Annotated in this window: 24 protein-coding genes; 15 read left to right on the forward strand and 9 right to left on the reverse strand. The window is 65.7% G+C overall.

All coding sequences use genetic code 11. The features are described 5' to 3' along the window. Positions 1–71: 71 nt before the first annotated feature. Positions 72–746 (reverse strand): Crp/Fnr family transcriptional regulator, encoded by a 675-nt coding sequence (locus IVB46_RS00360; RefSeq protein ID WP_028149299.1) that lies wholly within the window; start codon positions 744–746, stop codon positions 72–74. 247 nt (positions 747–993) lie between these two features. On the opposite strand from IVB46_RS00360, the gene IVB46_RS00365 reads away from it, so the two are divergent. From IVB46_RS00365 to IVB46_RS00375, 3 genes are all read left to right on the forward strand, one after another. Then, the gene (locus IVB46_RS00365; protein WP_247314769.1) at positions 994–3,036 is read left to right on the forward strand and encodes an AsmA family protein; all 2,043 of its coding nucleotides are present in this window, start codon (positions 994–996) and stop codon (positions 3,034–3,036) included. 247 nt (positions 3,037–3,283) lie between these two features. Beyond that, complete coding sequence (locus tag IVB46_RS00370) at positions 3,284–5,731, forward strand: adenylate/guanylate cyclase domain-containing protein (protein ID WP_247314771.1); 2,448 nt, start codon at positions 3,284–3,286, stop codon at positions 5,729–5,731. A 212-nt stretch (positions 5,732–5,943) separates the two neighbouring features. Then, the gene (locus tag IVB46_RS00375) at positions 5,944–6,810 is read left to right on the forward strand and encodes a hypothetical protein (RefSeq protein ID WP_247314773.1); all 867 of its coding nucleotides are present in this window, start codon (positions 5,944–5,946) and stop codon (positions 6,808–6,810) included. Here IVB46_RS00375 and IVB46_RS00380 read toward each other — a convergent pair whose 3' ends face one another. Together IVB46_RS00380 and IVB46_RS00385 are read right to left on the reverse strand one after the other, a co-directional pair. Then, positions 6,811–8,079, reverse strand: coding sequence for a Spy/CpxP family protein refolding chaperone (locus IVB46_RS00380; protein ID WP_247314795.1), 1,269 nt, complete (start codon positions 8,077–8,079; stop codon positions 6,811–6,813). It abuts the gene before it with no gap. A gap of 142 nt (positions 8,080–8,221) precedes the next feature. Continuing rightward, a complete protein-coding gene (locus IVB46_RS00385) occupies positions 8,222–9,247 on the reverse strand; it encodes a LysM peptidoglycan-binding domain-containing protein (RefSeq protein WP_247314775.1) in 1,026 nt (341 codons plus the stop codon). A 187-nt stretch (positions 9,248–9,434) separates the two neighbouring features. Between IVB46_RS00385 and IVB46_RS00390 the strand changes: the two genes are divergently transcribed. Further along, positions 9,435–10,130, forward strand: a complete 696-nt coding sequence (locus IVB46_RS00390) for a hypothetical protein (RefSeq protein WP_247314777.1) — start codon at positions 9,435–9,437, stop codon at positions 10,128–10,130. 158 nt (positions 10,131–10,288) lie between these two features. Beyond that, complete coding sequence (locus IVB46_RS00395) at positions 10,289–12,952, forward strand: EAL domain-containing protein (protein WP_247341609.1); 2,664 nt, start codon at positions 10,289–10,291, stop codon at positions 12,950–12,952. Positions 12,953–12,987: 35 nt separating this feature from the next. Here the strand turns inward: IVB46_RS00395 and IVB46_RS00400 are convergent, their stop codons facing one another. Continuing rightward, a complete protein-coding gene (locus tag IVB46_RS00400; protein ID WP_208089604.1) occupies positions 12,988–13,329 on the reverse strand; it encodes a hypothetical protein in 342 nt (113 codons plus the stop codon). A 352-nt stretch (positions 13,330–13,681) separates the two neighbouring features. Here IVB46_RS00400 and IVB46_RS00405 point away from each other — a divergent pair, with 352 nt between their 5' ends. From IVB46_RS00405 to IVB46_RS00415, 3 genes are all read left to right on the forward strand, one after another. Continuing rightward, positions 13,682–13,948 carry a hypothetical protein gene (locus IVB46_RS00405; RefSeq protein WP_063986001.1) on the forward strand — a complete coding sequence of 89 codons (267 nt, stop codon included), beginning with the start codon at positions 13,682–13,684 and terminating at the stop codon, positions 13,946–13,948. Beyond that, positions 13,941–14,237 (forward strand): hypothetical protein, encoded by a 297-nt coding sequence (locus tag IVB46_RS00410; RefSeq protein WP_028149307.1) that lies wholly within the window; start codon positions 13,941–13,943, stop codon positions 14,235–14,237. The genes IVB46_RS00405 and IVB46_RS00410 overlap by 8 nt, the downstream gene beginning before the upstream one ends. Positions 14,238–14,354: 117 nt before the next feature. Next, on the forward strand, positions 14,355–14,633 hold the full coding sequence (locus IVB46_RS00415) for a DUF1488 domain-containing protein (protein WP_028149308.1): 279 nt from the start codon (positions 14,355–14,357) through the stop codon (positions 14,631–14,633). Here the strand turns inward: IVB46_RS00415 and rpsU are convergent. Together rpsU and IVB46_RS00425 are read right to left on the reverse strand one after the other, a co-directional pair. Continuing rightward, a complete protein-coding gene (rpsU, locus tag IVB46_RS00420; protein WP_063980487.1) occupies positions 14,623–14,904 on the reverse strand; it encodes a 30S ribosomal protein S21 in 282 nt (93 codons plus the stop codon). The genes IVB46_RS00415 and rpsU overlap by 11 nt on opposite strands. 186 nt (positions 14,905–15,090) lie before the next feature. Further along, positions 15,091–15,417, reverse strand: a complete 327-nt coding sequence (locus tag IVB46_RS00425) for a hypothetical protein (protein ID WP_247314796.1) — start codon at positions 15,415–15,417, stop codon at positions 15,091–15,093. Between IVB46_RS00425 and IVB46_RS00430 the strand changes: the two genes are divergently transcribed. Continuing rightward, positions 15,377–15,673 (forward strand): transcriptional regulator, encoded by a 297-nt coding sequence (locus IVB46_RS00430; RefSeq protein WP_247314781.1) that lies wholly within the window; start codon positions 15,377–15,379, stop codon positions 15,671–15,673. The two genes, IVB46_RS00425 and IVB46_RS00430, sit on opposite strands and share 41 nt — an antisense overlap. A gap of 30 nt (positions 15,674–15,703) precedes the next feature. Here the strand turns inward: IVB46_RS00430 and IVB46_RS44795 are convergent, their stop codons facing one another. After that, complete coding sequence (locus tag IVB46_RS44795; RefSeq protein WP_256376446.1) at positions 15,704–15,826, reverse strand: hypothetical protein; 123 nt, start codon at positions 15,824–15,826, stop codon at positions 15,704–15,706. 86 nt (positions 15,827–15,912) lie between these two features. Then, complete coding sequence (locus IVB46_RS00435) at positions 15,913–16,089, reverse strand: hypothetical protein (RefSeq protein WP_247314783.1); 177 nt, start codon at positions 16,087–16,089, stop codon at positions 15,913–15,915. Positions 16,090–16,232: 143 nt separating this feature from the next. On the opposite strand from IVB46_RS00435, the gene IVB46_RS00440 reads away from it, so the two are divergent. The 3 genes from IVB46_RS00440 (at position 16,233) to IVB46_RS00450 (ending at position 18,860) form a co-directional block, all read left to right on the forward strand. Then, positions 16,233–16,370 carry a hypothetical protein gene (locus tag IVB46_RS00440; protein WP_155257792.1) on the forward strand — a complete coding sequence of 46 codons (138 nt, stop codon included), beginning with the start codon at positions 16,233–16,235 and terminating at the stop codon, positions 16,368–16,370. Between the two features lie 124 nt (positions 16,371–16,494). Continuing rightward, positions 16,495–17,625: a lactonase family protein gene (locus tag IVB46_RS00445; protein ID WP_247314785.1), complete on the forward strand. Its 1,131-nt coding sequence runs from the start codon at positions 16,495–16,497 to the stop codon at positions 17,623–17,625. Positions 17,626–17,972: 347 nt separating this feature from the next. Further along, the gene (locus IVB46_RS00450) at positions 17,973–18,860 is read left to right on the forward strand and encodes an HlyD family efflux transporter periplasmic adaptor subunit (RefSeq protein WP_028149312.1); all 888 of its coding nucleotides are present in this window, start codon (positions 17,973–17,975) and stop codon (positions 18,858–18,860) included. Between the two features lie 260 nt (positions 18,861–19,120). Here IVB46_RS00450 and IVB46_RS00455 read toward each other — a convergent pair whose 3' ends face one another. After that, entirely contained in the window at positions 19,121–19,972 is an 852-nt protein-coding gene (locus IVB46_RS00455) for a caspase family protein (protein ID WP_247314787.1), read from the reverse strand. Positions 19,973–20,393: 421 nt separating this feature from the next. Between IVB46_RS00455 and IVB46_RS00460 the strand changes: the two genes are divergently transcribed. From IVB46_RS00460 to IVB46_RS00470, 3 genes are all read left to right on the forward strand, one after another. Next, positions 20,394–22,121: a hypothetical protein gene (locus IVB46_RS00460; RefSeq protein WP_247314788.1), complete on the forward strand. Its 1,728-nt coding sequence runs from the start codon at positions 20,394–20,396 to the stop codon at positions 22,119–22,121. Positions 22,122–22,280: 159 nt separating this feature from the next. Further along, positions 22,281–23,006, forward strand: coding sequence for a thermonuclease family protein (locus tag IVB46_RS00465; RefSeq protein WP_085403671.1), 726 nt, complete (start codon positions 22,281–22,283; stop codon positions 23,004–23,006). Positions 23,007–23,109: 103 nt separating this feature from the next. Then, on the forward strand, positions 23,110–24,297 hold the full coding sequence (locus IVB46_RS00470) for an aminotransferase class V-fold PLP-dependent enzyme (protein WP_247314790.1): 1,188 nt from the start codon (positions 23,110–23,112) through the stop codon (positions 24,295–24,297). Positions 24,298–24,565: the final 268 nt, after the last annotated feature.

Below are 24,565 nucleotides of genomic sequence, written 5' to 3' on the forward strand. Positions count from 1 at the left end.
TCGTCTCCGCTACGAAGCGTTCAAGCGCACCGGTCGCGCCGTCCGAACGACGAAGCGGTTTAGCCGATCCCCTACTCGTTCCGCGCGATCGCCGTCAGCTTGGTCATGTTCCGCAGCAGGATGCGGCCGCGCTGGAGATCCAGGATCGCCTCCTTGCGCCAGGCCTGAAGCTGGCGGTTGACGCTCTCGCGGGCGGCGCCGACGAAGATGCCGAGTTGCTCCTGCGAGATGTGGACCTCCGAGCCGAAATCGGCGGCGAGCGCGCAGAGCCGCCGCGCCAGCCGCACCGGCAGCGGTTGCAGCATGGATTCTTCCATGCGCTCGCTCTGCCAGCGGATGCGCTGGCACAGCAGTGCGATGATCTTGATCGCGACCTTCGGCTCGCGTTCGAGGAAGCTGAGAAAATCTTCGCGCCGCAGCACGAACAATTCACTGGCTTCGCCTGCGGTCGCATCCGCAGTGCGGCTCTGGCCGTCCAGCACCGCGACCTCGCCGAACAGGTCGCCCGGCCCCATGAAGTTCAGGGTCAGACGGCTGCCGTCGGAGACGCCGGTCTCGATACGGACCTGGCCCCGGCGCACGCCGAACAGCGCGTCCCCCGCATCGCCCTTCTGGAACAGCACCTCGCCGTTCCCCAGATGCTGGGTGTGGCAGAGATTCGACAGCCGCTGGAGCTCGTCTGCGCCGAGATCGGCGAACATCGCGTTCATCTTCAGGATGACCGCAAATTCGGCCTGCTTGCTCATTTCAATGTCCTTGTGAATTTCCTTAGCCAGTTTCCCTGGCAAATCGCTTGGAACCATCAAATCAGGATCGCGTAATACCGCGCCGGGGAAGTGTGTCATAAGTCACATAACTTTGCAGCACCCCCTGACTATTTTTACGTGCTTGGAGCCGCTTCCCGTCCGGGGATAAACTCAGGCGCAAAGGACGGATGCATAGGACGGTCATCTGCGGGATTCGCCGCCGATTGTCCGTCGTTGGAAAGTCGACATGAGAGCAGTGAAATTCGCCGGCGCGGCGATAGCCGCCGTCATCATCCTGATCGGGCTTCTCCTCGTGATCGGGATTCCCTCGGGATTCCTGACCACGACGATTGCCTCGCGGGTCGAGAGCGCGACCGGCTATCGCCTGTCCATCGACGGCACCACGAAGATCAGCCTGTGGCCGACGCTGAACGTCACGCTCAACGATCTCACGCTTCAGGACCCGAAGGACCGCAGCGGCATCACGCGCCTGACGGTCGACAGCGTGCAGGCCGACATGTCGCTCTCGAGCGTATGGTCGGGCAGCCCGAAGATCAGCGAACTCGTCGTCACCCATCCCGTGCTCCACCAGCCGCTGCTGCGTGAGCGACTGCCGAATGCCGGCACCGCGTCGAAGCCGCTGGCGCTCGACACCGGTGGTGCGACCATCGACCGCGTCAAGGTCATCGACGGTGAAGTCGCATTCGCGCGCGTGCGCGACCGTGTCGAGGGCCGCATCAGTGCCATCAACGCCGACGCCGTCGTTGGCCGCGACCGCAAGGTCGACATCGCCGGCACCGCGCGGGTCGGTGATCACCCGACCAAGTTCGACATCAAGGCGTCGACGCCGGCGCCGCCAGCCGACCGGCCGACCATTCCGGTGGATTTCGCCATCGACATGCCTGATGTGCTGAAGTCCCAGCTCACCGGTCATGCCGAGATGCGGCTGAGCGGCGATGTCGTGATGATCAACGGCGTGAACGGCAGGCTCGGCGACGGCGCCTTCAACGGCTGGGCCTCGGTCGATATTGCGAGCAAGCCTCTGGTCAAGGTCGATCTCGACTTCCAGCGGCTCGCGATTCCGGTGGCGAAATCGCCGGAGGGCACATCGGGACAGCCCTGGAGCAATGCACCGATCGACGTGTCCGGGCTCAATTATGTCGACGCGCAAATCAGGATCTCCGCGAACGAGGCCGTGATCGGCGATACGCGCCTCGCGCCGCTGGCGCTCGATGCGAAGCTCGCCGGCGGCGTGCTGAAGGCCGGCACCGCCAATCTCGGCGCCTATGACGGCCAGGTCTCGGGCGAGGTGATCCTGGATGCCACAAGCGGCGCACCGAGCTTTGCCATGCATTCCGATCTCGTCGGCGTGCGCGCATTGCCGCTGCTCCAGGGCCTCGCCGAGTTCGACCGGATCGACGGCAAGCTGCAGGCCAAGCTCGCGTTGCGCAGCGCCGGCACCAGCCAGCGCGCGCTGATGGCGAACATGCAGGGCACGGCCTTCGTCAATTTCCAGGACGGTGCCATCCGCGGCATCAATATCGCGCAGATGATCCGCTCGCTGACATCGGGCACGCTGTCCGGCTGGCAGGACAGTGAGGCCCAGAGCACAGATCTGTCGCAGCTCTCGGCGTCCTTCCGCATCGACAAGGGTCAGGCGGTGACGACCGATCTCAATCTGATCGGACCGCTGGTGCGCGTAACCGGCGCCGGCACCATCGCGCTCGACACCAAGATGATGGGTTTTCGCGTCGAGCCGAAGCTCGTGATGACCACCGAAGGCCAAGGCCGCACGTCGGAGCCGGTCGGCTTCGGCATTCCCGTGATGATCCAGGGCAGTTGGTCGCAGCCGCGGATCTACCCTGACATGGCCGGCATGCTGGACAATCCGGACGCCGCCTACGCCAAGCTGCGCGAGATGGGCAAGGGCCTGTTCGGCCCTGACGGCGCAGGGCTCGGCAATCTCCTGGGCAGCCTCGGGTTGGGCGGCGCCGCAGCGCCGGGCGGCGGCAACGCGGCCGGCAATGCCAATCCGCAAACCCAGCAGCCGGGACAGAATAACCCGCTCGGCGGTCCGCTGGGCGAGGCGATCGGCAATTTGATCCAGCAGGGGCTTTCCAGCGGCGCGGGGACCAGCACTGGCACCGGCCGCAGCCGCGGCCTGCCGGCAACACCGTCCACCCCCGCTCCGCAAGCCTCTCCCGCGCCCCCGGCCCAGGACGACCCGGCGGTGGTGCAGCAGGACAGCCAGCCGATGAACGACGTGCTGCGACAGCTCTTTAATCGATGATTGGCCGACCAACGCACTGGACTCCACGCCAATCCCTACATCGGCCTCCCCGTCCGCCGCTTCATCCAAAGGGATGAGGCCGCGACAATTCACGACCCTTCCGGCCCAGCCCGGCGTCGACATCGGGTAACCACGCTGGCCGGTCGACCGGTCGCAGGACCGTCTCCTGGCCCGAATTGTGGTAGAAGGGCGCCTGGACCGGTACGGCCCGTAGCGCCGGCGTCGATGACGGCGCGAGAGGATCTGGATGGCGGGAGCGAAAGACAAGACACGGTTTCTGCGCGAGGGCCTGTTCGCCAAATACGTCGTCTCCCTCGTCGGCCTCGTCGTGTTTGTCCTCGCCGTCAACGGCGCGATGGAGACCTGGATCTCCTATCGCGCCACCAAGACCCAGCTGACCGACGGGCTCGACGACAAGGCGCAAGGAGCCGCCCGGCGGATCGAGCAGTCGATCTCCGAGCTCGAGCGCCAGATCAGCTGGGTGACGCGGGCAAGCCAGGACACGCTCGAGAAGCGCCGCGCCGACTACGCATCGCTCCTGCACCAGGTCTCGGTCGTCAACCAGCTGTTCCAGCTCAACGGCGAGGGACGCGAGGTGCTGCGCGTCTCGCGCCAGTCGACCACGACCGGCGGCAATGCCGACCTCTCCCGCGACATGCGCTTCACCGACACGGTTGCCCGCGGCGTCAGCTACGCGCCGGCCTGGTTCTCCGACCGGACGCCGATGACGTCGATCTCGGTGGCGCATTCCGGCTTCAATGCCGGCGTCACCGTGGCCGAAATCGACCTCAGCTTCCTCTCCGACTTCCTGTCCGACGCCCAGGTCGGCAAGGCCGCGTTCGCCTATGTGGTCGATCCGCGCGGCCGCGTGCTGGCGACGTCGTCGAAAGGGCCCGATGTCGGCAAGGACCTGTCGAAGCTGCCGCAGGTGGCGGCGGCGATTGCGCCCGGCCGCGAGCCCGACACCTCGGGCACCGACTTCAACGGCCATGCGGTGATGAGCGCCGCCAGCACCGTGCCGAAGCTTGGCTGGAACGTGATGTTCGAGCAGCCGACGACGCAGGCGTTGATGCCGATCCGCGACCAGCTCGTGCGCATCGCGCTGTTGATCGGCATGGGCCTGATGGTCGCGATCCTCGCCGGCACGCTGCTCGCCCGCCGCATGATCATCCCGATCACGGCGCTGCGCGACGGCGCGCACAAGCTCGGCGAAGGCGATTTCAGCCACCGCATCGACGTCCATACCTCCGACGAGCTGGAAGACCTCGCCGGCCAGTTCAACCGCATGGCCGGCCAGCTCCAGGAAACCTATTCGGACCTGGAGACCAAGGTCGAGGAGCGCACCCGCGATCTCGCGCAGTCGATCAACGAGCTCAAGGCGCTGGAAGAGGTCGGCCGCGCGGTCGCCTCCTCGCTCGACCTCAACGCCGTGCTGCCGACCATCGCGGCGCGCGCGATCGAGATCACCCATGCCGATGCGGTGCTGATCTACGGCTTCGATGCCGAGACGCACAGCTTCAACCTGATCGAATCCAACGGCATCGACAAATCGGCCGACGGCGCGCATGTCACGATCCAGCAAGGCGCGAACATCCTGAGCGATGCCGCCGACAGCGGCGAGCCGATCGCGATTGCCGATCTCGACCGGGCCTCCGAGCAGCCGCTGCGCGACGTCGCGATCGATGCCGGCTTCCACTCGGTGCTGGTGGTGCCGCTGTTCGACCAGCAGGGCACGCTCGGCTCGCTCGTGGTGCTGCGCCGGGCCGGCGGCGAGTTCGGCGGAAGCCTCACCGGCCTGATGCGCACCTTCGCCAACCAGGCCGTGCTGGCGATGCGCAATGCGCGGCTGTTCACCGAGGTCGATCACAAGGGCCGCGAGCTCGCCGCGGCACATAACACCGTGCAGCAGCAGGCGGCCAAGCTCCAGGAGCAGACCGAGCAGCTTCGCAACTGGAACCGCTCCCTGGAAGAGCGCGTCGAGAAGCAGCTCGGCGAGATCAGCCGCATCAAGCGGCTCGAACGTTTTCTCGCGCCGCAGGTCGCCCAGCTCATCGCGTCGTCGGATGGTCATGACTCGCTGCTCGACAGCCATCGCCGCGAGGTCACCGTGCTGTTCTGCGATTTGCGCGGCTTCACCGCCTTCACCGAGGCGACCGAGCCGGAAGAGGCGATGAACGTGCTGCGCGAATATCACGCCGCGCTCGGCAAGCTGATCTTCAAATACGAGGGCACGCTCGACAAATATGCCGGCGACGGCGTGATGATCCTGTTCAACGCGCCGATCCAGTTCGAGGACCACACGCGGCGCGCGGTCCAGATGGCGGTGGAGATGCGCGACACGATCGGCCCGCTGACCGAAAAGTGGCGCAACCGCGGACACACGCTCGGCTTCGGCATCGGCATCGCGCTCGGCTATGCCACGCTCGGCCAGGTCGGCTTCGAGCAGCGGCTGGAATATGCCGCGATCGGCAGCGTCACCAACCTCGCCTCGCGTCTCTGCGACGAAGCCAAGGCCAACCAGATCGTGGTCAGCCGCCGCGTCTACGGCATCGTCGAGCCCTGGGTCGAAGCCCGCGCGCTCGACGACCTCGTGCTCAAGGGGTTCAACCACCCGGTGCTGGCGATGGAGATTTTGTCCTGGCGCGAGGAAGTGGAGAACGTGGTGGATGCCGCGGCGGCGCGCCGGCGAGGGTAGCCTCTAATAAAAAGTGCGAAAACAACCCCATGCACAGTAGGCGGGGACTGTCGGATCAATGACTTACGCGGGTACCGGAGTGGTTTGACACGTCGGGCAAAACACCGGCAGAATGGCATCATCTCCCACACCGCGCCCACGAACCACATCCCTCCTCCCCGCGACTAACCATCGCCTCGGCGTCGAGGCTCGATTTCGGATGGGAGACGATCGTGGCGTTTGCCTTGCCTTCGCGCGCGTATGATTTGCAGATGCTGGACCGTCCCGCCGATCGTGCGCGCGATCACGGCTGGGTCTTTGGCCTGCCGCCGGGCATCAGCAGCGAGCAATGGCCGCTCGATCCCGTCACCGGCTTTCCACTGATGCACGGCTTCACCTTGAAGCTGCCTGACGATTATCGCGTGCATGGCGAGGACATCGTCGCGGTGTCGTTCTTCGCCACGGCGCCCGACCACAATGACGGCGGGGCGCCCGATGATCCCGAGATTCGCGAAGCCGTGGCGGCGCGACCCGCGCATCCGCGGCTTTCGCGCATGACCGATATTCTCGACTACGAATATGCCGCGCTGCTGCTGACCAAGGCCGAATATGAGGGCGCATTCGCGGCGCCGCCGGCACCGCTTCCGCTTGCGACAGCCGATCGGCCGCGCTGGCTCGACGTCGGCGGCGCCAGTGCCTTCTTCGAGGCCGCCGCGCCTTACGCAAAAAAGATGTTTGCCGCGCAGCCGCGCGCCGATCTCAGCGAGACCCGCGCGATCGCGCTTGTGCCGCGCGCGACCGATCCCAATGCCGGCAAGGGCCCGCAGGACGAGCACACAAGGCAAGACCCACCGACCGGTTATCAGCCCTACTATTACTATGTCGGCGGCGTGCCGAGCCGCGACAATTTCCGCCTGCATGACTGGGGCAAGGATCACGCGCACAACCACCTCGGCGGCACCATGCGGCCGTGCCAAGCGGTGCCGGAGATGAGCCCGTTCTACATCGAGTTCGAGGAATATTTCGGCGGCTACAATTTCGGCGGCGGCAATGCGCAGCTCGACTTCAAGGACATGAAGTTCGACTGGGCGTGCGGGTGATCACGCCCCGCGCTTCGGCCCGATCGCCTCGAAGCCGGCCTTCTGTTCGTCGCTCAAGTCTGCCTCGAAATCGTCGAGCGCGTCGCCGACGCCCTTCACCGCCTGCAGCATCGTCTCCAGCCGCGCCTTCACGGCCGTGAGGCGGGCCTGCGGCGTGGGCTCGGCCTTGGACGGGCACGCACTCAGTGTCTCCATGGTGCGCAGCGTGGTGTCCTGGAGCACCTCGAACCGGGCGCGAGCGGTGCCGTCAAGCCTCAGCGTGGACGCGATCTCGCCGGCGGGCCATTGCTGCTGCATGAGCTGCTCGTATTGCCGCTGCGCCTGAACATCATAGCGGGGATCGTAGCCGGCCTCGCAGGCGGCTGGCGCCTGCGCGTCCTTGCGCTGGCCGGCCGCAAGCGCGGCACGGCGCTCATTGGCCAGCGCGTCGAGCTTTGCCCTCTGGCCGGCATCGAGAAGATCGACGAATTTTGCGAGCGGCGGCGCGATTGCGTCCGTCGCCTTGATCATGGCCGCGAGGCGCGTCTGCATCAGGCCGAGGCGCTCCGCGGCGGTCGCGGGGGCCTGCGTCGGGCAGGCCGTGCGGATGGTGTCGCGCGCAGCGACCCAGGCGGTCGCGAGCTCATCGAGCGCTGCCCGCTGCAATTCGTTCGGCTGCACCAGGGCGACGATACGGTCGACCGGCAGGCCGCCGGTGTCGCTGGCATCGCAAACGGCCTCAACCGAAGGCACCTTTCGCGCGCGCCTGCCTTGCGGCGCTCTGTAGGCGGCGAACTCCGTGGCCGCATAGGGCGCGAAGATTGCGGCGTAGATGTCGCCATAGCCATAGAGCGAGAGGCTGGTCGTATCGCCCAGGATGATCGCGGTGGTGAGGTCGTCATGCGCGAACGGCCAGAACACCGGGCCCGCCCAGCCATAGCTGCCATCGGGGTGGCGCCACCAGCCCTGCGGGCGGCGGCCACCGTGCCAGCCCGACAGCGCAGCTTGCGCCGTGAGCGCCGCACGCAGGATGTAGGGGTTGGCCGGCTGGCCGCGTTCGGCGCCGCGAGGATCCTGCGACCTCAACGCGGCGGAGCGGTATCGGCCGCCCCGTACCGCCATGCGCGCATGGCGCAGGCGTGTCATGCCGATCACGTGGCCGACGGCAAAGCGCGCGACACCGAGCGGACCACCGCGCAATCCGAACTGTGCCTCGGCCTTATTCGGCAGCAGCACTGCCGCAATCATGAGAGCAGCGCCCGCCAGCGCCAGTCCCATGCGTCCGGACATGAAAGCGGACCTGACCACCTCGGCCTCCTCCCAGCGCCAAGCACGCACTGGGTCGCATCACAATGACGCGCTGGGGAACCGAATGTTCCGGAGAGACGGAGGGCAAAGCGTCGCAACGCGCACCGGCGTTGCCGATGCGACCTCAATCCGCCTTCCGCGGCACCACAAAAGTCTGGCCGGGATAGATCAGGTTGGGGTTGTGGATCTTGCCCCGGTTAGCGTTGAAGATCACCGCGTAGTGGGCGCCGTCACCGTAAGCGAGCTTGCTGAGAGCCCACAGACTGTCACCGCGGGAGATCACCCGGTTGCCGCCTGCTTCGGCCGGTGCGCCGCTGATGGCGTCCGCCGGCGACGCCGATGCAACGGTCGTGGCCGCGGGCGCTCGCGCCATGACCCTGGGTTTCGGTGCACCGATAAATCTCGGCTGAACCGTGGGCCTGTCATGCGCCGATGCCTGGCGCGACGATGCCGACGGCAGGGATGCCACGACATCAGACTTGTCGTCGGGCTTCTCGGCGTGCTTCGGCGCTTGGGCCGGCTCCTGCCTCGCGACCCGCGCGGGCGGCGGAGCAGCTTCGGCGATGGTCACCGGCATGCTGCGGCCCGACTGCGTGACGGTACCATCGGGCGCTTTCGCCCGCAGGGTCAGTTCATAGGAACCGGCGGGAAGCTGCGGCGGGGTCATCACGAACTGGCCCGAGGCATCGGCGACAACCGTATCGAGCGGCTTGCCGTCGCGCAGCAGCTCGACCTGTGCACCCGGCGCGGCCCGACCCGCGATCACCGCCGCCTCGCCGTGATCGTCGACGCGCGCGACGTCGAACCGCGGGCCGGCATCGGTCGTGGCCGCCGGCGGCTTGGCCGGCACGAGATCGGCCAGCGCCATGGCCTGCTTCTGCGTCTCGGCCAGCGCATCCACCTTCGGCGCGGAGGCCGGGGGCGCCGATGGCGCAGGCGGCGCGGCGGCGAGCTTTGGCTCGTCCAGCTTCGGCTCTGGCTTGGTCTCCGCTTTGGCCTCGGGCTTTGCCTCCGGCTTGGCGGCGACGGCGATCTCGGTCTGCGCGCCGCCCGGCAGCAGGCGGCGCAGCTCGGTGGGACCGATCACCAGCAGGGTGCCGCCCACCGCGAGCAGGCAGAATGCAATGAAGGCCTTGGAAGCGGTGATCATCAGACAATGAACCCTTGGGTCGCAAATCAACCGAGGCCGGCAAATTGCGCCGATTTGGCTGCGTCAGCAAGTCGATCATTGGGATGATGCACCTTTCGTTCCGGCACGCCCGGCATGAACCGGCGGGGCACCGACGGCGTCAAATCACCGAGGCCGCATCGCGGTCATTTCTTGAGGATTTTTTTCCGTGACCGCATTTTGCCGTCCCGCACCATGGCTGGCGCTTGTCCTGACATTGGCCGCCTCTCCGGCGCTCGCCGCATCCGGCCCGCCGCCGGACTACATCCTCACCAACAATGCCGGCCTCGCCTTCACCTCGCCCGATGGCGCCACCAGGATCGAGCAGTACATGAAGGACGGCGGGGATTGGGACGTCAAATGGCAGGTCTGGGCTCGCCGCGGCGAGCAGATGACGGAGCTGAAGCCCGAGCAGGGCTACGGGGCCGGCTTCCGCTTCACCAGCGACTCGCAATGGCTGGTGCGGATGCAGAAGACCGGCTCGGGCGAGCAGGACCTCTATCTCTACCATGTCGAGAAGGGCGCCTTCGCGAGCGCGACGAAGAAGCCGCTCAGCGGTCTCGCCTGGGCCTATTTCTACGGCCGGCCGGAGACGAAGAGGTTCGCCAAGCTCGACTTCCACATCTCGGCCAATCTCATGGAGGGTACGGAAGAGGCCTATCGCTCGCTCGGCATGGACTGGCCCAACAACCGCTACCTCGTGATCTCGCTGTCGGGCGAATATGACAATCATCCCAAGAACGTCGCCATGAAGGGACTGGGCGGCTGGCATTGCCGCTATGATCTCGAGACCGGAAAGTTCGACGTGCCCGAGACGTTCGCCAAGAAAAATGTGGAAGCGTTGAGGTGGGAAATCCGCCGGTGATCCACCGGAATCGCGTCACCGTAACCCCGGCCCGCGGAACTCTCGCCGATCGAGGGAAACCAACCCTCTGATTCCGTTCCGATTCACGTTTCCCTAACCCTTACTGGTAACGGGCTCTTGTCGGTTTTGCTGCATCTTGCATCCCACGGGAGGGCTGGATGGGCACATCAATCCGATGGACCACGCGCATGCGCGCGTTGCTCCGCCGTTGGCAGGGCGCGCCGCTGACGTGGCTGATCGCCGGCGGCTTCGTGCTGATGGTCGCGATGGCCATCGGCACCGCGCTCACCGTCGATCGTTTCCGGCAAAATGCAATCGAGAGCGGCCGCGACAGCCTGGAAAACTCCGTGCGCATGCTCGCCCGGCATTTCGACCGCGAATTCGCCGACTTTGCGGTGCTCCAGAAGAGCGTCATCGCCGAGCTCGAGAGCCACGGCATCACATCCGCCGATGTCTTCCGCAGCGAGATGGCCACGCTGGCCATGCACGAGGTGCTGCGCGCCAAAGCCAGCGGCTGGTCCGACGTTGCCGGCGCCAACGTGTTCGATTCCAACGGCGTGCTGATCAACTCGTCGCGGCGCTGGCCGGTCGCCGATATTTCGGTCGCCGACCGCGGCTACTTCAATCGCCTCAGGAACGATCCGGCCTCGCAGGAAGAGATCGAAGTCGTGCCCGGCCGGCTCGACAACGGAGCTGCGATCGTGTTCGCGCGACGTGTCTCCGGTCCCCACGGCGAATTCCTCGGCATGGTGTCGCGGGCCATTTCGCCGGAGCAGCTCGAATCCTTCTTCGCCTCGGCCGGGCTCGGCGAGGAATCCTCGATCGCGATGCACCACCAGAATGGCCAGCTGCTCGCGCGCGTTCCGCATGTCGACGCGATGATCGGACAGAATTTTCGCAACGGCACGCGCGAGCAGATGGCGGTGTTCGAGCGCACCTTCGTCACGACGCAGCTCGCCAGCCCGATCGACGGCAAGGACCGCATCGTCGCCGCGCGCCTCCTGACCGGCGAGCCGCTGGTCGTGGTCGCGACCAAATCGCTGGACGCGACGCTGGCCACCTGGCGGACGCAGACAAAATTCTTCGTCGCCGTCGCCGTGCTGTCGATCGGCCTGCTCGTGCTCACGCTGTTCCTGATCTTCCGCCAGATGACGCGCAGGCTCGCCGCGGAGAAGCAGCAGCTCGACACCGCGATGAACACCATGACGCAAGGCCTGTTGATGTTCGACCAGGACGAGCGGCTGATCGTCTGCAACCGGCGCTACATCGAGATGTACGGACTGTCGGCCGACGTGGTGAAGCCCGGCGCCTATTTCCGCGACGTGATCCAGCATCGCTATGACACCGGATCGTTCCACGGTGACGTCGCGTCCTATTGCGACGACATTCTGAGCAATACCGGGCGAACCCAGAGCGCCGTCGTCGAGACCGCGGACGGCCGCCTGATCGAGATCAAGAACCAGCCCGGTGCCGCCGGCGGCTGGCTCGCGACCCACGACGACGTCACCGAGCGCATCCGCGCCGACGAGCGCATCGCGCATATGGCGCATTACGACGCGCTGACCGACCTGCCCAACCGCGTGCTGATGCGCGGCCATCTGGAGCGCCGCATCGCGGAGCTTGCCCAGGGCCAGCCGTTCGCGATCCTTTACATCGACGTCGACGAGTTCAAGGGCGTCAACGATTCGCTCGGCCACGAGGTCGGCGACGAGCTGCTCCGCCAGGTCGCCAACCGCCTGCGCGCCTGCGTCAGCGGCAACGACCTCATTGCGCGGCTCGGCGGCGACGAATTCGCCATCGTCAAGGCCGGCACCAGCGACCGGGCCGAGCTGACGGCGCTTGCCGAAAACATCCTGAAAGCGCTGCGTACGCCCGTGGACTGCAAGGGCCAGGAGATCCCGACCGATGCCAGCATCGGCATCGCGATCGCGCCCGATCACGGCGACAATCTCGACGATCTGCTCAAGCGCGCCGATCTCGCGATGTATGCCGCGAAGTCCGAAGGCCGCCGCACCTTCCGCCTCTTCGTGCCCGAATACGACGCCAAGGCGCGGCTGCGCCGCCAGCTCGAGCTCGACCTGCGCCAGGCCCTCGCCCGCGGCGAGTTCGAGGTGCACTACCAGCCGCTGGTCGATCTCGCGGCCAATGTGGTCAACGGCTGCGAAGCGCTGCTGCGCTGGCGCCATCCCGAGCGCGGCATGATCTCGCCCGCCGACTTCATTCCGGTCGCGGAAGAGACCGGACTGATCGGCGAGATCGGCGAATGGGTGCTGAAGCAGGCCTGCACCGAGGCCGCGAGCTGGCCCGGCGATATCCACGTTGCGGTCAACGTCTCGCCGGTGCAGTTCCGCGCCAGGACGCTAGCGCTCAAAGTTGCAGCCGCGCTCGCGGAGTCAGGACTTGCGCCCGGACGGCTCGAGCTCGAGGTCACCGAGACCGTGCTCATTCGCGACGACGAGGAGGCGCTGACGATTCTCCAGCAGCTGCGCGAGCTCGGCGTGCGCATCGCGCTCGACGATTTCGGCACCGGCTATTCGTCGCTGAGCTATCTGCACCGCTTCCCGTTCGACAAGATCAAGATCGACCGCAGCTTCATCAGCGACATCGGCCGGTCCGAGGATTCCTCTCCGATCGTGCAGGCGGTGGTGCACATGGCGGCCGCCCGCCACATGGCGACGACGGCCGAAGGCGTCGAGACCGAAGCCCAGCGCGAGGTGCTGCGGCAGCTCGGATGCAGCCAGATGCAGGGCTGGCTGTTCAGCCCCGCCGTGCCGGCGGCGAAGCTGAGGCAGCTGTTGTCGGCGCAGGCGGTGGCGGCTTAGCGCGGCCAGTCACCCCATCCCTCGCCGACGCCTCGCTACTTCTTCTTCGCCGGTCCGAAATCCGGTTGCCAGGCGGCTTCCTTGCGGCTCGGCGCCGCCGCGATCACCTTGGATTTTTCCTTCTTCGGCTTCTTGGTTTCGCGATTACCGCGTTGCTGACCCTTTGCCATGTCGCTCTCCGTTGGTTCGAGCTCGTCGAGCTCATCCGATTGCAGCAGCCGTCCACGAGGGGTGCAGACCCTGACGTCCATGTAGCCTTCGCGCAGCAGTTTTCGAGCGAGGCGCAGCGCGAACGTCGCCTTGCCGCGACCGAGATTGGAGCTGCCGTATTCGTTGGTCCCGCTGACCAGATACGGCACAATTGTTGCCCTAGCCATTGAAGATGGCGGCCGCGCCGACGAGAAGCAGAAGAAACCGCGGAACCATCACCGGCGGCACGATCCGATCCGCGAAGCGAACGCACGCCATCGAACGCTCCTGCGAAGCCTTCGGCGGGAGCACACGTGCCCCTCAGTCACCGGTCGAAGCCGTTGAGACGTGCGGTGATGGCAGCGACCCTACGCCCGCACCGAGCCAATAGCGAGGGTTAAAATGCTGCGGAAACAATGGCTGCTGTGACATCGTCGCTTGCCGGCCCGGCGACGATAGTACTGGCTATTGCCGCGGCGAGCGCGCATGGTCGTGACGGCCGGCACCGGTTGGGGCTTCACTTGCGAAAGGCAGGCGTGCATGACCATCCGCTCGCGGCGTGAAACCGTCACCTTCAGGCATCCGTTCCGCATCCGCGGCGTCGAGCGCATGTTGCCGGCCGGCGCCTATGAGGTCGTCACTGACGAGGAGGCGATCGAGGGCCTGACCTTCGCGGCCTATCGCCGCGTTGCCACGATGATCACCGTGCCCGCCGAAGGCCCCCGCGGAACCTTGGAGATGCTGTCGATCGGCTCGGTTGATCTTGCGAACGCGCAGGCCGCAGACGCGAGCGTGGCGAATGACTGACCGCACCGTCGATCTCGACAAGCACCGGGGCATGGCCGCGCAGAAGGCGACCGACCTGCGCCGCGCGCTGGCGGAGGTCGAGGCAAATGTCAGGGAACTGCGCGAGCGCGAGGCCGATCTCGAGAACCGTATGATGACGGTGCCCGCCACGTCCTGGCCGGAAGCGGCGGTGAAGGCGCGCCATCTGCTCAACCTCTATGCTGCGAGCCTGCCCGCCGAGGACACACGCCACCGCGCGCTGGTGGCGGCGCTGCTGGACGATTTCGTCCGGCTGTCGGGGGATGACTGAGGCAAACGACGACCGCCTGCAGTCTCGACGCGCGCCATGCTCCGGCCAACCGGGAATCGGGCGGCGATGATTTGAGGGACAATCATGCCAAGAAGCAATCAGGTGACGGAGTAAGCCATGACATTGACCAGCGGCCGCTTTATCGGCCACGAATACGATCGGATGATCGTCCGGTTCTCGATGCATGACGGTGCCAGGGAGATTCCTTGCGCAATCTCGACCTCGGCGATGGACTACCTCGAGCCCAGCCCGCAGGTCAGGCCCGAGCAACGTGAAGCCCAGTTCACTCGCCTGCGGGATCGCATCGAAGCACGCGCGGCAAGCAAATATCGCGCGACGGAGTTCGAAGGTACGCCGCCCGGCATCGTGCTGCGAGGCATCGACTTCAGGCTATAGGGACCCGGGCCTTGACATCCGGCAGGGGCGGCTTGCGCTCAAACGGCTTCTTCTTCGGCGGCGCGGGCAGCAATCCTTCGCGGATTGCCTGCTTTCGCGCGAGCTTGCGGGCGCGTCGAACGGCCTCGGATTTCTCGCGAGTCTTTCTCTCCGAGGGCTTTTCGTAGGAACGCCGCTGTTTCATTTCCCGGAAGACGCCCTCGCGTTGCATCTTCTTCTTGAGAACACGGAGTGCCTGCTCGATATTGTTGTCTCTGACGAGTACCTGCAATCGATCCTCCTCCTCGCTTGGGGCTGCAAATGCGACACGCCCTGCATGGCAGCCAATTGCGCAGGAGCTTCATTGCGAATTTTGAGGATAGCGCTGCGACATTCGTCGCCAGCTTCGGACAAGTCGATGCGCTTGTCACAGCGATGCAACTTCGCGCTGGCACGTGACCACTCCAGTGCAGCCCTGTCAATCGATAAAGCCTTGGCTGTACCTCGACCGGATCGTGTGAAGCCTCTCGATCGAGGCGCCGGAGCTGCCTGGCTGAGCCAAATCGGCCTTGCCGTCCTTGCAGAAAATCGAACGAGACATATATCGAGGGCGTTCGATCAGCCGCTGTGCCTTGTTGAATGCGCCCGCGGGCACCTTTTCCAAAGACATCGACGGAGTTGAAAGCGTTCGCGCGATTGTCGCGCGCCAGCCCGTTCGATCCCCGGATCGCGCGGGTTTTGCCGGTTGCACAACCGAGTGAAGCATGAGCGCCAGGAAATCCGCCGAGCTGTCACCCGAAAGCATCGCGCGCTCCAATCGCAGGCGCCTCGCCGCCGAAGAGGGAGCACTTGCAATGGCAGACGTCGAAAGGCTGTCCATCGAGATTCGCAAGAACATGGCGCGGCTTCGAGAGGCACGCGAGGCCAAGCAAGCGGCCGACGCAGCCCTTCAGGCGACCTTGCCGGCGCCCACGGTCAGGAAGCGCGCGAGCAGAGCGGCGCGAAAGCCGTCTTCGACGCCGGCGACGGAGCAGCCATCGCTACCCGCGAACGGTTCATAGCCCCGGAGATCGGGCCTCAGGCGCGCGGGCTCACTTCGCCTGCTTTGCCGCCCGGATCTCGGCGAACTCGGCGTCGGGATGGGTGACGATGGTGGTGAACATGATGCCGCTGATGATGAGCGACCAAGCGGTGTTCCAATAGATCCAAAACACGTGCCAGCCTCCGGTTCGACCTCGTCCGCTTGCGGGATCAGCATAACGGCAAGGCGAGGCTGATGTTCCCGGCGCGAAATACAGCGCTATTTTTGTTTGGTCGGCGGCGGCGTGCGATCGGTTTGGCCGGTGTGGCGCTTTGCCACGACGTCCTCATCGCGCGGACCCTCGCGCGGGCGCGGCGGCGGCTTGGGCTGGCCTTTCTGGCCGCCATGCTTGCCACCCATGTCGGTCTTGCCTTCGAGGTCGTTTTCACGGGGCATATGGGTCAATGCACTCCCGCGGCATTGGTTCGCAATGCCGATGCGATGTTGTGCCTGTGAACGAGTTCATAGGATCGTCGCCGTTTGCAGTGCACGATCATGTGCGGGCCCCGGGGTTTCAAACAACGGATGGACTTGGCTTGATGCGGAAACGATTGGTCGCCTGGACCATTTTGACCTGCGCGCTGCTCGCGGTGGCCGTGTGGGGCCTGCTCGGGGCACCCAACACTGGGGCCGGCCCGCACCTGCCCTCCCGCAGCCAGACGGCCGCAGTGCGGTAGCCACCCGCGCGACCGATACAATTTCGGCATCGATCGATCTTCAACCGGAACTTGGTACGGCGGCACGGCTCCCGCTATCCTCCGGACAAAACGACAAGGCCGTAACGCTGTAAGGAGGAGCCCCATGCCGAGACCGACACGCCGCATCGCGCCACGCGCTGCGATCGCCACCACCCTCGCCTTCCTCACCCTCGTTTCAGGAGTCCGCCCCGGCATGGCCGAGACCTTCGCCTATGTCGGCAACGCCGACAGCAACGACATCAGCGTGTTCAAGCTGGCCGAGAGCGGCGAGATGACACCGGTGCAGACCGCCGCCTTCACCGGCGTCGACAAGCCCGGCTCCTCGACACCGCTCGCGATCACGCCCGACCACCGCGTGCTGATTGCCGGCGTGCGCTCGCAGCCGTTCCTCGCGGTGAGCTTTGCGATCGATCCCAAGACGGGCCAGCTCAGCCCTATCGGCAACGGGCCGCTCGCCGACAGCATGGCGAACATCGCCGTCGACGGCGGCGGCAAATTTCTGTTCAGCGCCTCCTATGGCGGCAACAAGGTCGCGCTCAATCCGCTGCTCGCCAACGGCGTCGCCGGCGAGCCGAAGCAGGTGATTCCGACCGGGCTGAATGCGCACGCCTTCCTGCCCTCGCCCGACAACCGCTTCGTGTTCGCGACCAATCTCGGTTCGGATCAGGTGCTGACCTTCGCGTTCGATGCAGTCGCGGGCACGCTGGCGCCGAGCGATCCGCCGGTGACCAAGGTGCCGGAGAAATCGGGACCGCGGCACTTCGTGTTTCATCCCAACGGCAAGTTCGTCTATCTCATCCATGAACTGAACGGCGACGTCGCGGCGTTCAGCTATGAGGCCAAGAGCGGCGCATGGGACGAGATCCAGCGCACCACCGCGCTGCCGGAAGGCTTTACTGGCAAGGATTCTGATAAAAAGCCCTGGGCCGCGGACATCCACATCACCCCGGACGGCCGCTTCCTCTACGCCTCCGAGCGCACCACCAACACGCTCGCCGGCTACAAGGTCGACGCAACAAGCGGCAAGCTGACCACGATCGGCAGCGTGCCGACGGAGAAGCAGCCGCGCGGCTTCCACATCGATCCATCGGGGCGTTACCTCGCCGCGGTCGGCGAGCTCTCCGACAGCATGACGGTCTATGCGATCGACCAAAGCAGCGGCACGCTCGCCAAGCTGAAATCCTATCCCACCGGCAAGAAGCCGAACTGGGTGGAGTTTTTGACGCTGCCGTGAGGCTACTTTCCTACCCTCCCCTGGAGGGGTCCGAGACGAGCGTAGCTCGCTCGTGGGTCGCTAGGCATTGAGCGAAGCGAAATGCATAGCGGGGTGGGGTGACGGTGCCTCCACGTCCGACAGTACCCGAGTGGAGAGATCACCCCACCCCGCTCGCGCTGCGCGCGATCGACCCTCCCCCTTCAGGGGAGGGTAAGAGACAACGAACCTCTTGGCTCGCGCCACGACTAATCTACCAAGCGGCATCGCGCCGCCTGCGCTGCGGCATTCTCATCCGGCCGGCCCATGGTCCGCCGCGGTTGCTTCTGCTAACGATGAGGCCGTCAAGGCCCCAACCGGAATGACCGATGCGTCCATTGCCTGCGCGTTCCTTTCCCAAAAAACTCGTTGCTCTCGCCGGACTGGTTCTGCTGTCCGCCCAGCCCGCGCGCGCCGCCGATGACGACGCGCCCAAGGGGCCCGCGGTCACGGTGCTGAAGGTCGCAAAATCCTGCTTCTCCGACATCGTCGAGGCCACCGGCACGATCATCGCGCGCGAGGAGACCTCCGTGCGGCCGGAACGTCCCGGCCTGAAGGTCACGGACGTGCTGGCGGAAGCCGGCGACACCACCACGGCCGGCCAGGTGCTGGCACGGCTGGCGCTGCCCGAAGGCGGCACGCTTCAGGTCACCGCCCCCGTGGCGGGCGTGATCGCGACGTCGACCGCGCAGATCGGCAACCTCGCCTCGGCCAAGGGCGAGGCGCTGTTCACGATAGTGGCGCGCAGCGAATATGATCTCGTCGGCCTGGTCGCGACCACCGATATTCGGAAGCTCGCGGTCGGCCAGCAGGCGACCGTGCGCATTGCCGGCGCGGGCGATCTCGACGGCAAGGTGCGCCGCATCGGACCGACCGTCGAGCCGAACATCCAGCAGGGCATGGTCTATATCGGCATCTCCTCGCAGAAGCGGCTGCTGCTGAACGCGAGCGGGCGCGCGCTGATCAAGACCGGGCAGAGCTGCAACGTCGCGGTGCCCCTGACCTCGGTGCAGTATTCTACCGCCGGCACCGTGGTGCAGGTGATCCGCCGCAACCGCGTCGAGACCAAGCGGGTTGAGATCGGGCTGATGTCGGGCGGCAATATCGAGGTTCGCGACGGCCTCAACGAAGGCGATATCGTCGTCGCCCGCGCCGGCGCGATCCTGCGCGAAGGCGATCCGGTGCGCCCAGTGATGGCCACGGAAGCCGCGAAGTAAGTCTCGCCTCAACCGTCATTGCGAGCGAAGCGAAGCAATCCAGAATCTTTCCGCGGAGAGACCCTGGATTGCTTCGCTGCGCTCGCAATGACGATGTGGGGGCAGAGGTGCGTTACACACGCAGACCGTAGGGTAGGCAAAGCGACTTGTCCGCCGTAGCTCGGCGAGCGAAGGCGGAAGCGTGCCCACGTCTTCTGTCGAATTCTTGGAGAGATGGTGGGCACGGCGCTTTGCGCCTTTGCCCACCCTACAATTTGCGGCTAGCCGCCGGCTGCTTCGCCGAAATGGACGTCCTCGAGCAGCGAGGAGGAGATGGTCGGGACCTGGTCGCCTTCGGAGGCGCGGGAGATGGCGACGCGGGTCTTGTTGAAGACGCTTTCGGCGCTGCCCTGCGCAGTGAGGTTGGTGAGGAACTCGCCGACCAGCACGCTGTGCTCGCCCTTGCCGTCGTCGACGACCTTGCCGGGCGAAGCCGAGGAAAGGATCAACGCGTTGTCCGTCGCGCTGATCGGCGCGAGGCCGTGGCTATAGGAGCGGAAGCGGCGCTCGTAGGGGTTACGGCGGGAGGCGTCGACGACGACGAGCTTGGCCTTGGCGCCCTGCTCCTTCATCATGTCGAGCACGCCGTCGATGGAGACGCCCTGACGGCGGACGTCGCTTTCCTTCCAGATCACGGCATCGACCGGCAGCATGTAGCTCTCGCGGCCGGCCTGCACGCCGTAGCCGCCGAAGAACAGCATGACGACGGTGTCGCGCTTGATCCGGGACTTCAGGCGATTGACGGCGCGGACCATGTCGTCCTTGGTCGCGTCTTCCACCATATCGACGTCAAAGCCGCTCTTGCGGAGCGACGAGGACAGCGCGCGGGCGTCGTTGATCGATTGCGTCAGCGGCGCGCTGGCGTCGGGATAATGTCCATTGCCGATGACGAGGGCGAGGCGGGACGACTGGCCGATCGAGCCGGTGACCAGGTCGGTCGACACGGCCTTGGCGGCATCGATCGCGCGCATGTTGAGGGCAGCATGGGCGCCGATCACGAGCGACACCGTGCCGATGAGGGCTGCGGCCACCGCAATCGTGCGTCTGGAAAGCTCGAGCTGCCTTACATTCATCTCGGTTCGTTCCTGTGCCAAAGACCAGCCAAGCGCGCGCACAATGGTTGAGTAGCGCGATGGTGGCTTCAGGTTTGAGGGATTGGCCGGGGATGTGCCCCCGAACTGCGCGCAATTTGCGGCGCCGCACCAAACAAAGCCTTAACCGGATATCTCCTCCCCGGCAATAGATCGCCCAAAATTTGAGCTAAGTGACTGAGGATATTGGTTAATCCTCCGAGCAGAATTTGCACGTTTTTTCGTCGCGAGCCCCTTGTAACGGCCTTAATCAAGCAGCTCCCGTGCCGGATTTTTCCGTGACCGCCATCACATTTGAATTTCCCGCGAATCCGGGTAGCTTTTTCAAAGACTTGGAGGGGGTGGCGCGCAGATGGGAGCGCGCCGGCCGGCCCCCGGCCAAAGCCCCGCGACCAGGTATTTCATGAGCTTTCATTATTTTGCCGGCGCCGCCTGCCGGGCGCTGACGGCGCGAAAAGACGGCCCCTCGCTTTACGACGTCTGCGATCCCGTATTGTCGGGCCCAGCCAGCGGCGATCCGCATCTGGCCAAGTTCTACAAGACCGCGCTCGGCAATCCCGCATTGCGGATCCTGCTCCGTCGCGCCGGGCTGCCCGAGTTGCGCGACGAGGCGAAGCTGACCCGGCTTCGCACGGCACTGGTGCGGGCACGCGACGACGCCGAGCCCGACTGGGCGGCGGTCGGCCAGCCCGTCGCCGATCTCGTCGACAGCATCGCGCTCGACCATCCAAAGCCGCCGCCGGCGATATTCACCGGCTTAGCGCCGCAACAAGCGCAGATCGACGGCGTGATCCGCGACTGCGCGCAGCATCTGCTCGGCTCGTACCGCAAGAACGGTTTCCTGCCGACCTATGCCGCCTTCAACCTGATCGGCGACCCCGATGTCCGCGGGCGCGAGTTGACCATGGCGCTGACGGGGCTGAACGCGCGCGGTTACAAGAACTCCTCGCTGCTGTTCAACCTCGCCCGCGTCTTCATCGCGCGCTCACAGGCAGCGGCCGTCGTCAATCCGCCCTGGAGCGGCATTGCCGAGCCGATGTGGGAGCCGGTGCAGATCCGACACCGCTCGGCCTATTACGACGCGTTCTTCATCGAGGCGCTGCTGAGCTATGTCGAGACCGGGCTCGCTTCGCCGGCCGACAAGATTGCATCCGAGCGTGCGATCACCGACATGGTCGATTTCTGCGTCAACATTAGCCGCGAAGAGGTCGAGGGTATCGACGGCACGCGCTTCAATGTCATCACCGCGCTCGCGCCGGCGCCGCATCCGCGCTTCTCCCGCTTCTTCGCCCAGATCAAACAGGACCTCGGCTTCGGCGTCTACGTGCCGGATTGCGACACCACGGCGTGCTCGATCTCGGCGGCGACGCAAGCCGGCTGCACCGATCCGATCATCGACCAGCCGCTGCTGGACTTCTATTCGGGCTATCAGGTGCTCGCCGGCGTCAACGAACCGCGCGTGACCGTGCCGCTCAACGACAACATCGACTACGAGGGCGGCGTCGCGACCTGGATCGATAACCTCAAAGGCGAGCGGCCCTACGGCAACGATCTCGATCCGACGCTCAATCTCGACATTCTCGAGGTCAGCTTCCGCAACCTCGCGCGCTGGAAGATTTTGGAGACGCCGGCGCGGCTGGCGACCGTGCATCGCATCATCGGCTTCCAGAAGCGGCTCGCCGCCAGCGGCGCCTTCGCCAATCCGCGCTCGCACATCTACTATCTGCCCGAGCTCTACAGCGCCTATTTCGGCCGCTGCTATGCGGCCTTCCTCGCACTGCCGCTGGCGGCACAGGCCGCGATCGACCCCGACGGCGATTTCGATTTCATCCGCCATCGCGTGCTCTCCTACGTCAAGGGCGAGCTGATGGCCGCGGAGATGAACGTGTTCGACGCGGCGCTGGCGCTGATCGCGCTCGGCCATCTCGGCGCCGACCCGCGCGCTTTCGCGCCGGCGCTGAACGTAATCGTCGCGAGCCTCGGCGAAGGCGGCCGCCGCGGCCCGTTCCGCGCCTATGAATGGAACAAGATGAAGACGCCGACGCGGATTCTGGTCGGCGGTCCCGAGGTGACGTCGGCCTTCGTGCTGATGGGGCTGGCGGTGGCGAAGCGGGCGATGGCGCGAGGGTGAGGGTTCGCTCTTACCCTCCCCTGGAGGGGGAGGGTAAGCAAGCCCCCGCCACAATGACGGGAAGTTGAAAGCTCAATCGTTAGGCAGGCGCTGGCCCGGCGGCCAAAAGCCGACCACAATTGCGACGTCTATCGAGATTTTCCTCACACGCGGACCGGCATGTTGCGAAAATTCCTGATTGCGCTGTCTTTGCTCGCCATCCCCTCGCTGGCCGAGGCCGCCGACATCACCGGCACCGCAAAGGTTCGCTCCGGCGATTCCGTCCTGATCGGGAACACGCGGGTCCGGCTCGGCGGCATCGACGCGCCCGCGGTCGACCAGCTCTGCCTCAATACAAAAACCGAGCGCTGGACCTGCGGCATCGCGGCGCGCGACGAGCTCGCCAAATACACCGAAGGCAAGAGCTGGGTCTGCCACGCCCGCGCGATCGACCGGCGCGGCCGCACTGTGGCGCGCTGCGAGGTCGGCGGCGAGGACATCCAGAAGTGGCTGGTGCGCAGCGGCTGGGCACTCGCCTACACCCGCGTCTCTCACGACTACGAACCCGATGAGGCCGCCGCGCGCGAGGCAAAGGCCGGCATGTGGCAGGGCGCCTTCATCGCACCATGGGACTGGCGCGTCCGCAACAAGAAGACCACCATCCTGGGCGCGACCAAGCCGCCCGAGGGCGCGCATGCGGTGCTGCTCGCCTCGGCCTCCGGGCCGGTCGCGCCCTCGCCGGACTGCACTATCAAGGGCAACGTCAACACCGCCGGCGAGTGCATCTATCACCAGCCGACCAGCCGCTGGTACACCCAGATCAAGATGAAGATCAGCAAGGGCACCCGCTGGTTCTGCTCGGTGGAAGAGGCCGAAGCCGCCGGCTGCCGCGAGACCAAGAGATGAGCCCCAGACCTGCGTTTTGCGTGCTTTTCTTGGGCTTCCACGGCGCGTAGAACGTGAGTCAGCGACCCACCAGCCTGTTCTCAAGCAACAAGGACCAACAGCAATGACCGTTCGCGCGGGCCGGGAATTTCTGGCCATCCCCGGGCCCACCACGATGCCCGACGAGGTGCTGCAGGCGATGCATCGTCCGGCGATCGACATCTACTCCAAAGAGATGCACGAGCTGACCGATACACTTCTCGCAGACATCTCGAAGCTGTTCGCGACCAAGGGCAAGTCCTACATCTACATCGCCAACGGCCATGGCGCCTGGGAAGCCGCGCTGAGCAACGTGCTGTCGCGCGGCGACAAGGTGCTGGTGCTGGAGAGCGGGCGCTTCGCGATCGGCTGGGGCAACGCCGCCGCCCTGATGGGCGCCGAGGTCGAGGTGCTCAAGGGCGACTGGCGCCGCGCGGTGCGGCCGCACGAGGTCGAAGAGCGCCTGCGCCGCGACAAGGAGCACACCATCAAGGCCGTCGTCGTCGTCCAGGTCGACACGGCCTCGGGCGTGCAGAACGACATCGAGGCGATCGGCAAGGCGATCAAGGCCAGCGACCATCCCGCGCTGTATATGGTGGACACTGTCGCCTCGCTCGGCTGCATGCCGTTCGAGATGGACAAATGGGGCATCGACGTCGCGATGTCCGGCTCGCAGAAGGGCCTGATGACGCCACCCGGCCTCGGCTTCGTCGCGGCGAACGCGCGCGCACTCGAGGTACAGAAGAAGGCCAACATGTCGACGCCCTATTGGAGCTGGAGCGAGCGCGAGGGCAGCGAGAATTATCGCAAATATGCCGGCACCGCGCCGGTGCATCTGTTGTTCGCGCTGCGCAAGGCGATCGACCTGCTGCACGAGGAAGGGCTGGAAAACGCGTTCCGCCGCCACAGCCTGCTCGGCGAAGCCGCGCGCCGCGCCGTCTCCGCCTGGTCGGAAGGCCAGGTGCTCGGCTTCAACGTCGCGGAGGCGAGCGAGCGCTCCAACACCGTGACTACGGTGACCATGAGCAATGGCCATGACCCCGCGCTGCTGCAGCGCTATTGCAAGGACAAGTGCGGCGTCGTGCTCGGCACCGGCATCGGCGATCTCTCGGGACAAGCCTTCCGTATCGCCCATATGGGCCACGTCAATGCGCCGATGCTGCTCGGCACGTTGGGGGTGGTCGAGATCGGGCTGAATGCGCTGAAGATCCCGCACGGCAAGGGCGGGCTGGAAGCCGCGGTCGCGTATCTCGGCGAGCAGGTGGCGGTGTAGCGGTAAGCCACAAGCACCTCCGTCGTTCCTGCGAACGCACGGCTTCTTTCTTCCTTCTCCCCTTGTGGGCCTGTTGCGTTATCGGCTCTTGAGGCTGAAGACGTCAGGAGCAAATGCCCTGGTCCCGGCAATTGCCTGCCAAGATCTGTAGTTGTCGCCCTCGGAGGGGGGCTCACGCGGCGATCGTGGCCCACCGCCTCATGTTGAAGGCGATCGAGGCGAGCACGACTTGTCCGGTCGCCTTGATCAGACCGACGTAGCGGATGCA

Source organism: Bradyrhizobium sp. 61 (genome assembly GCF_023073075.1).
GTDB classification, from domain to species: domain Bacteria; phylum Pseudomonadota; class Alphaproteobacteria; order Rhizobiales; family Xanthobacteraceae; genus Bradyrhizobium; species Bradyrhizobium barranii.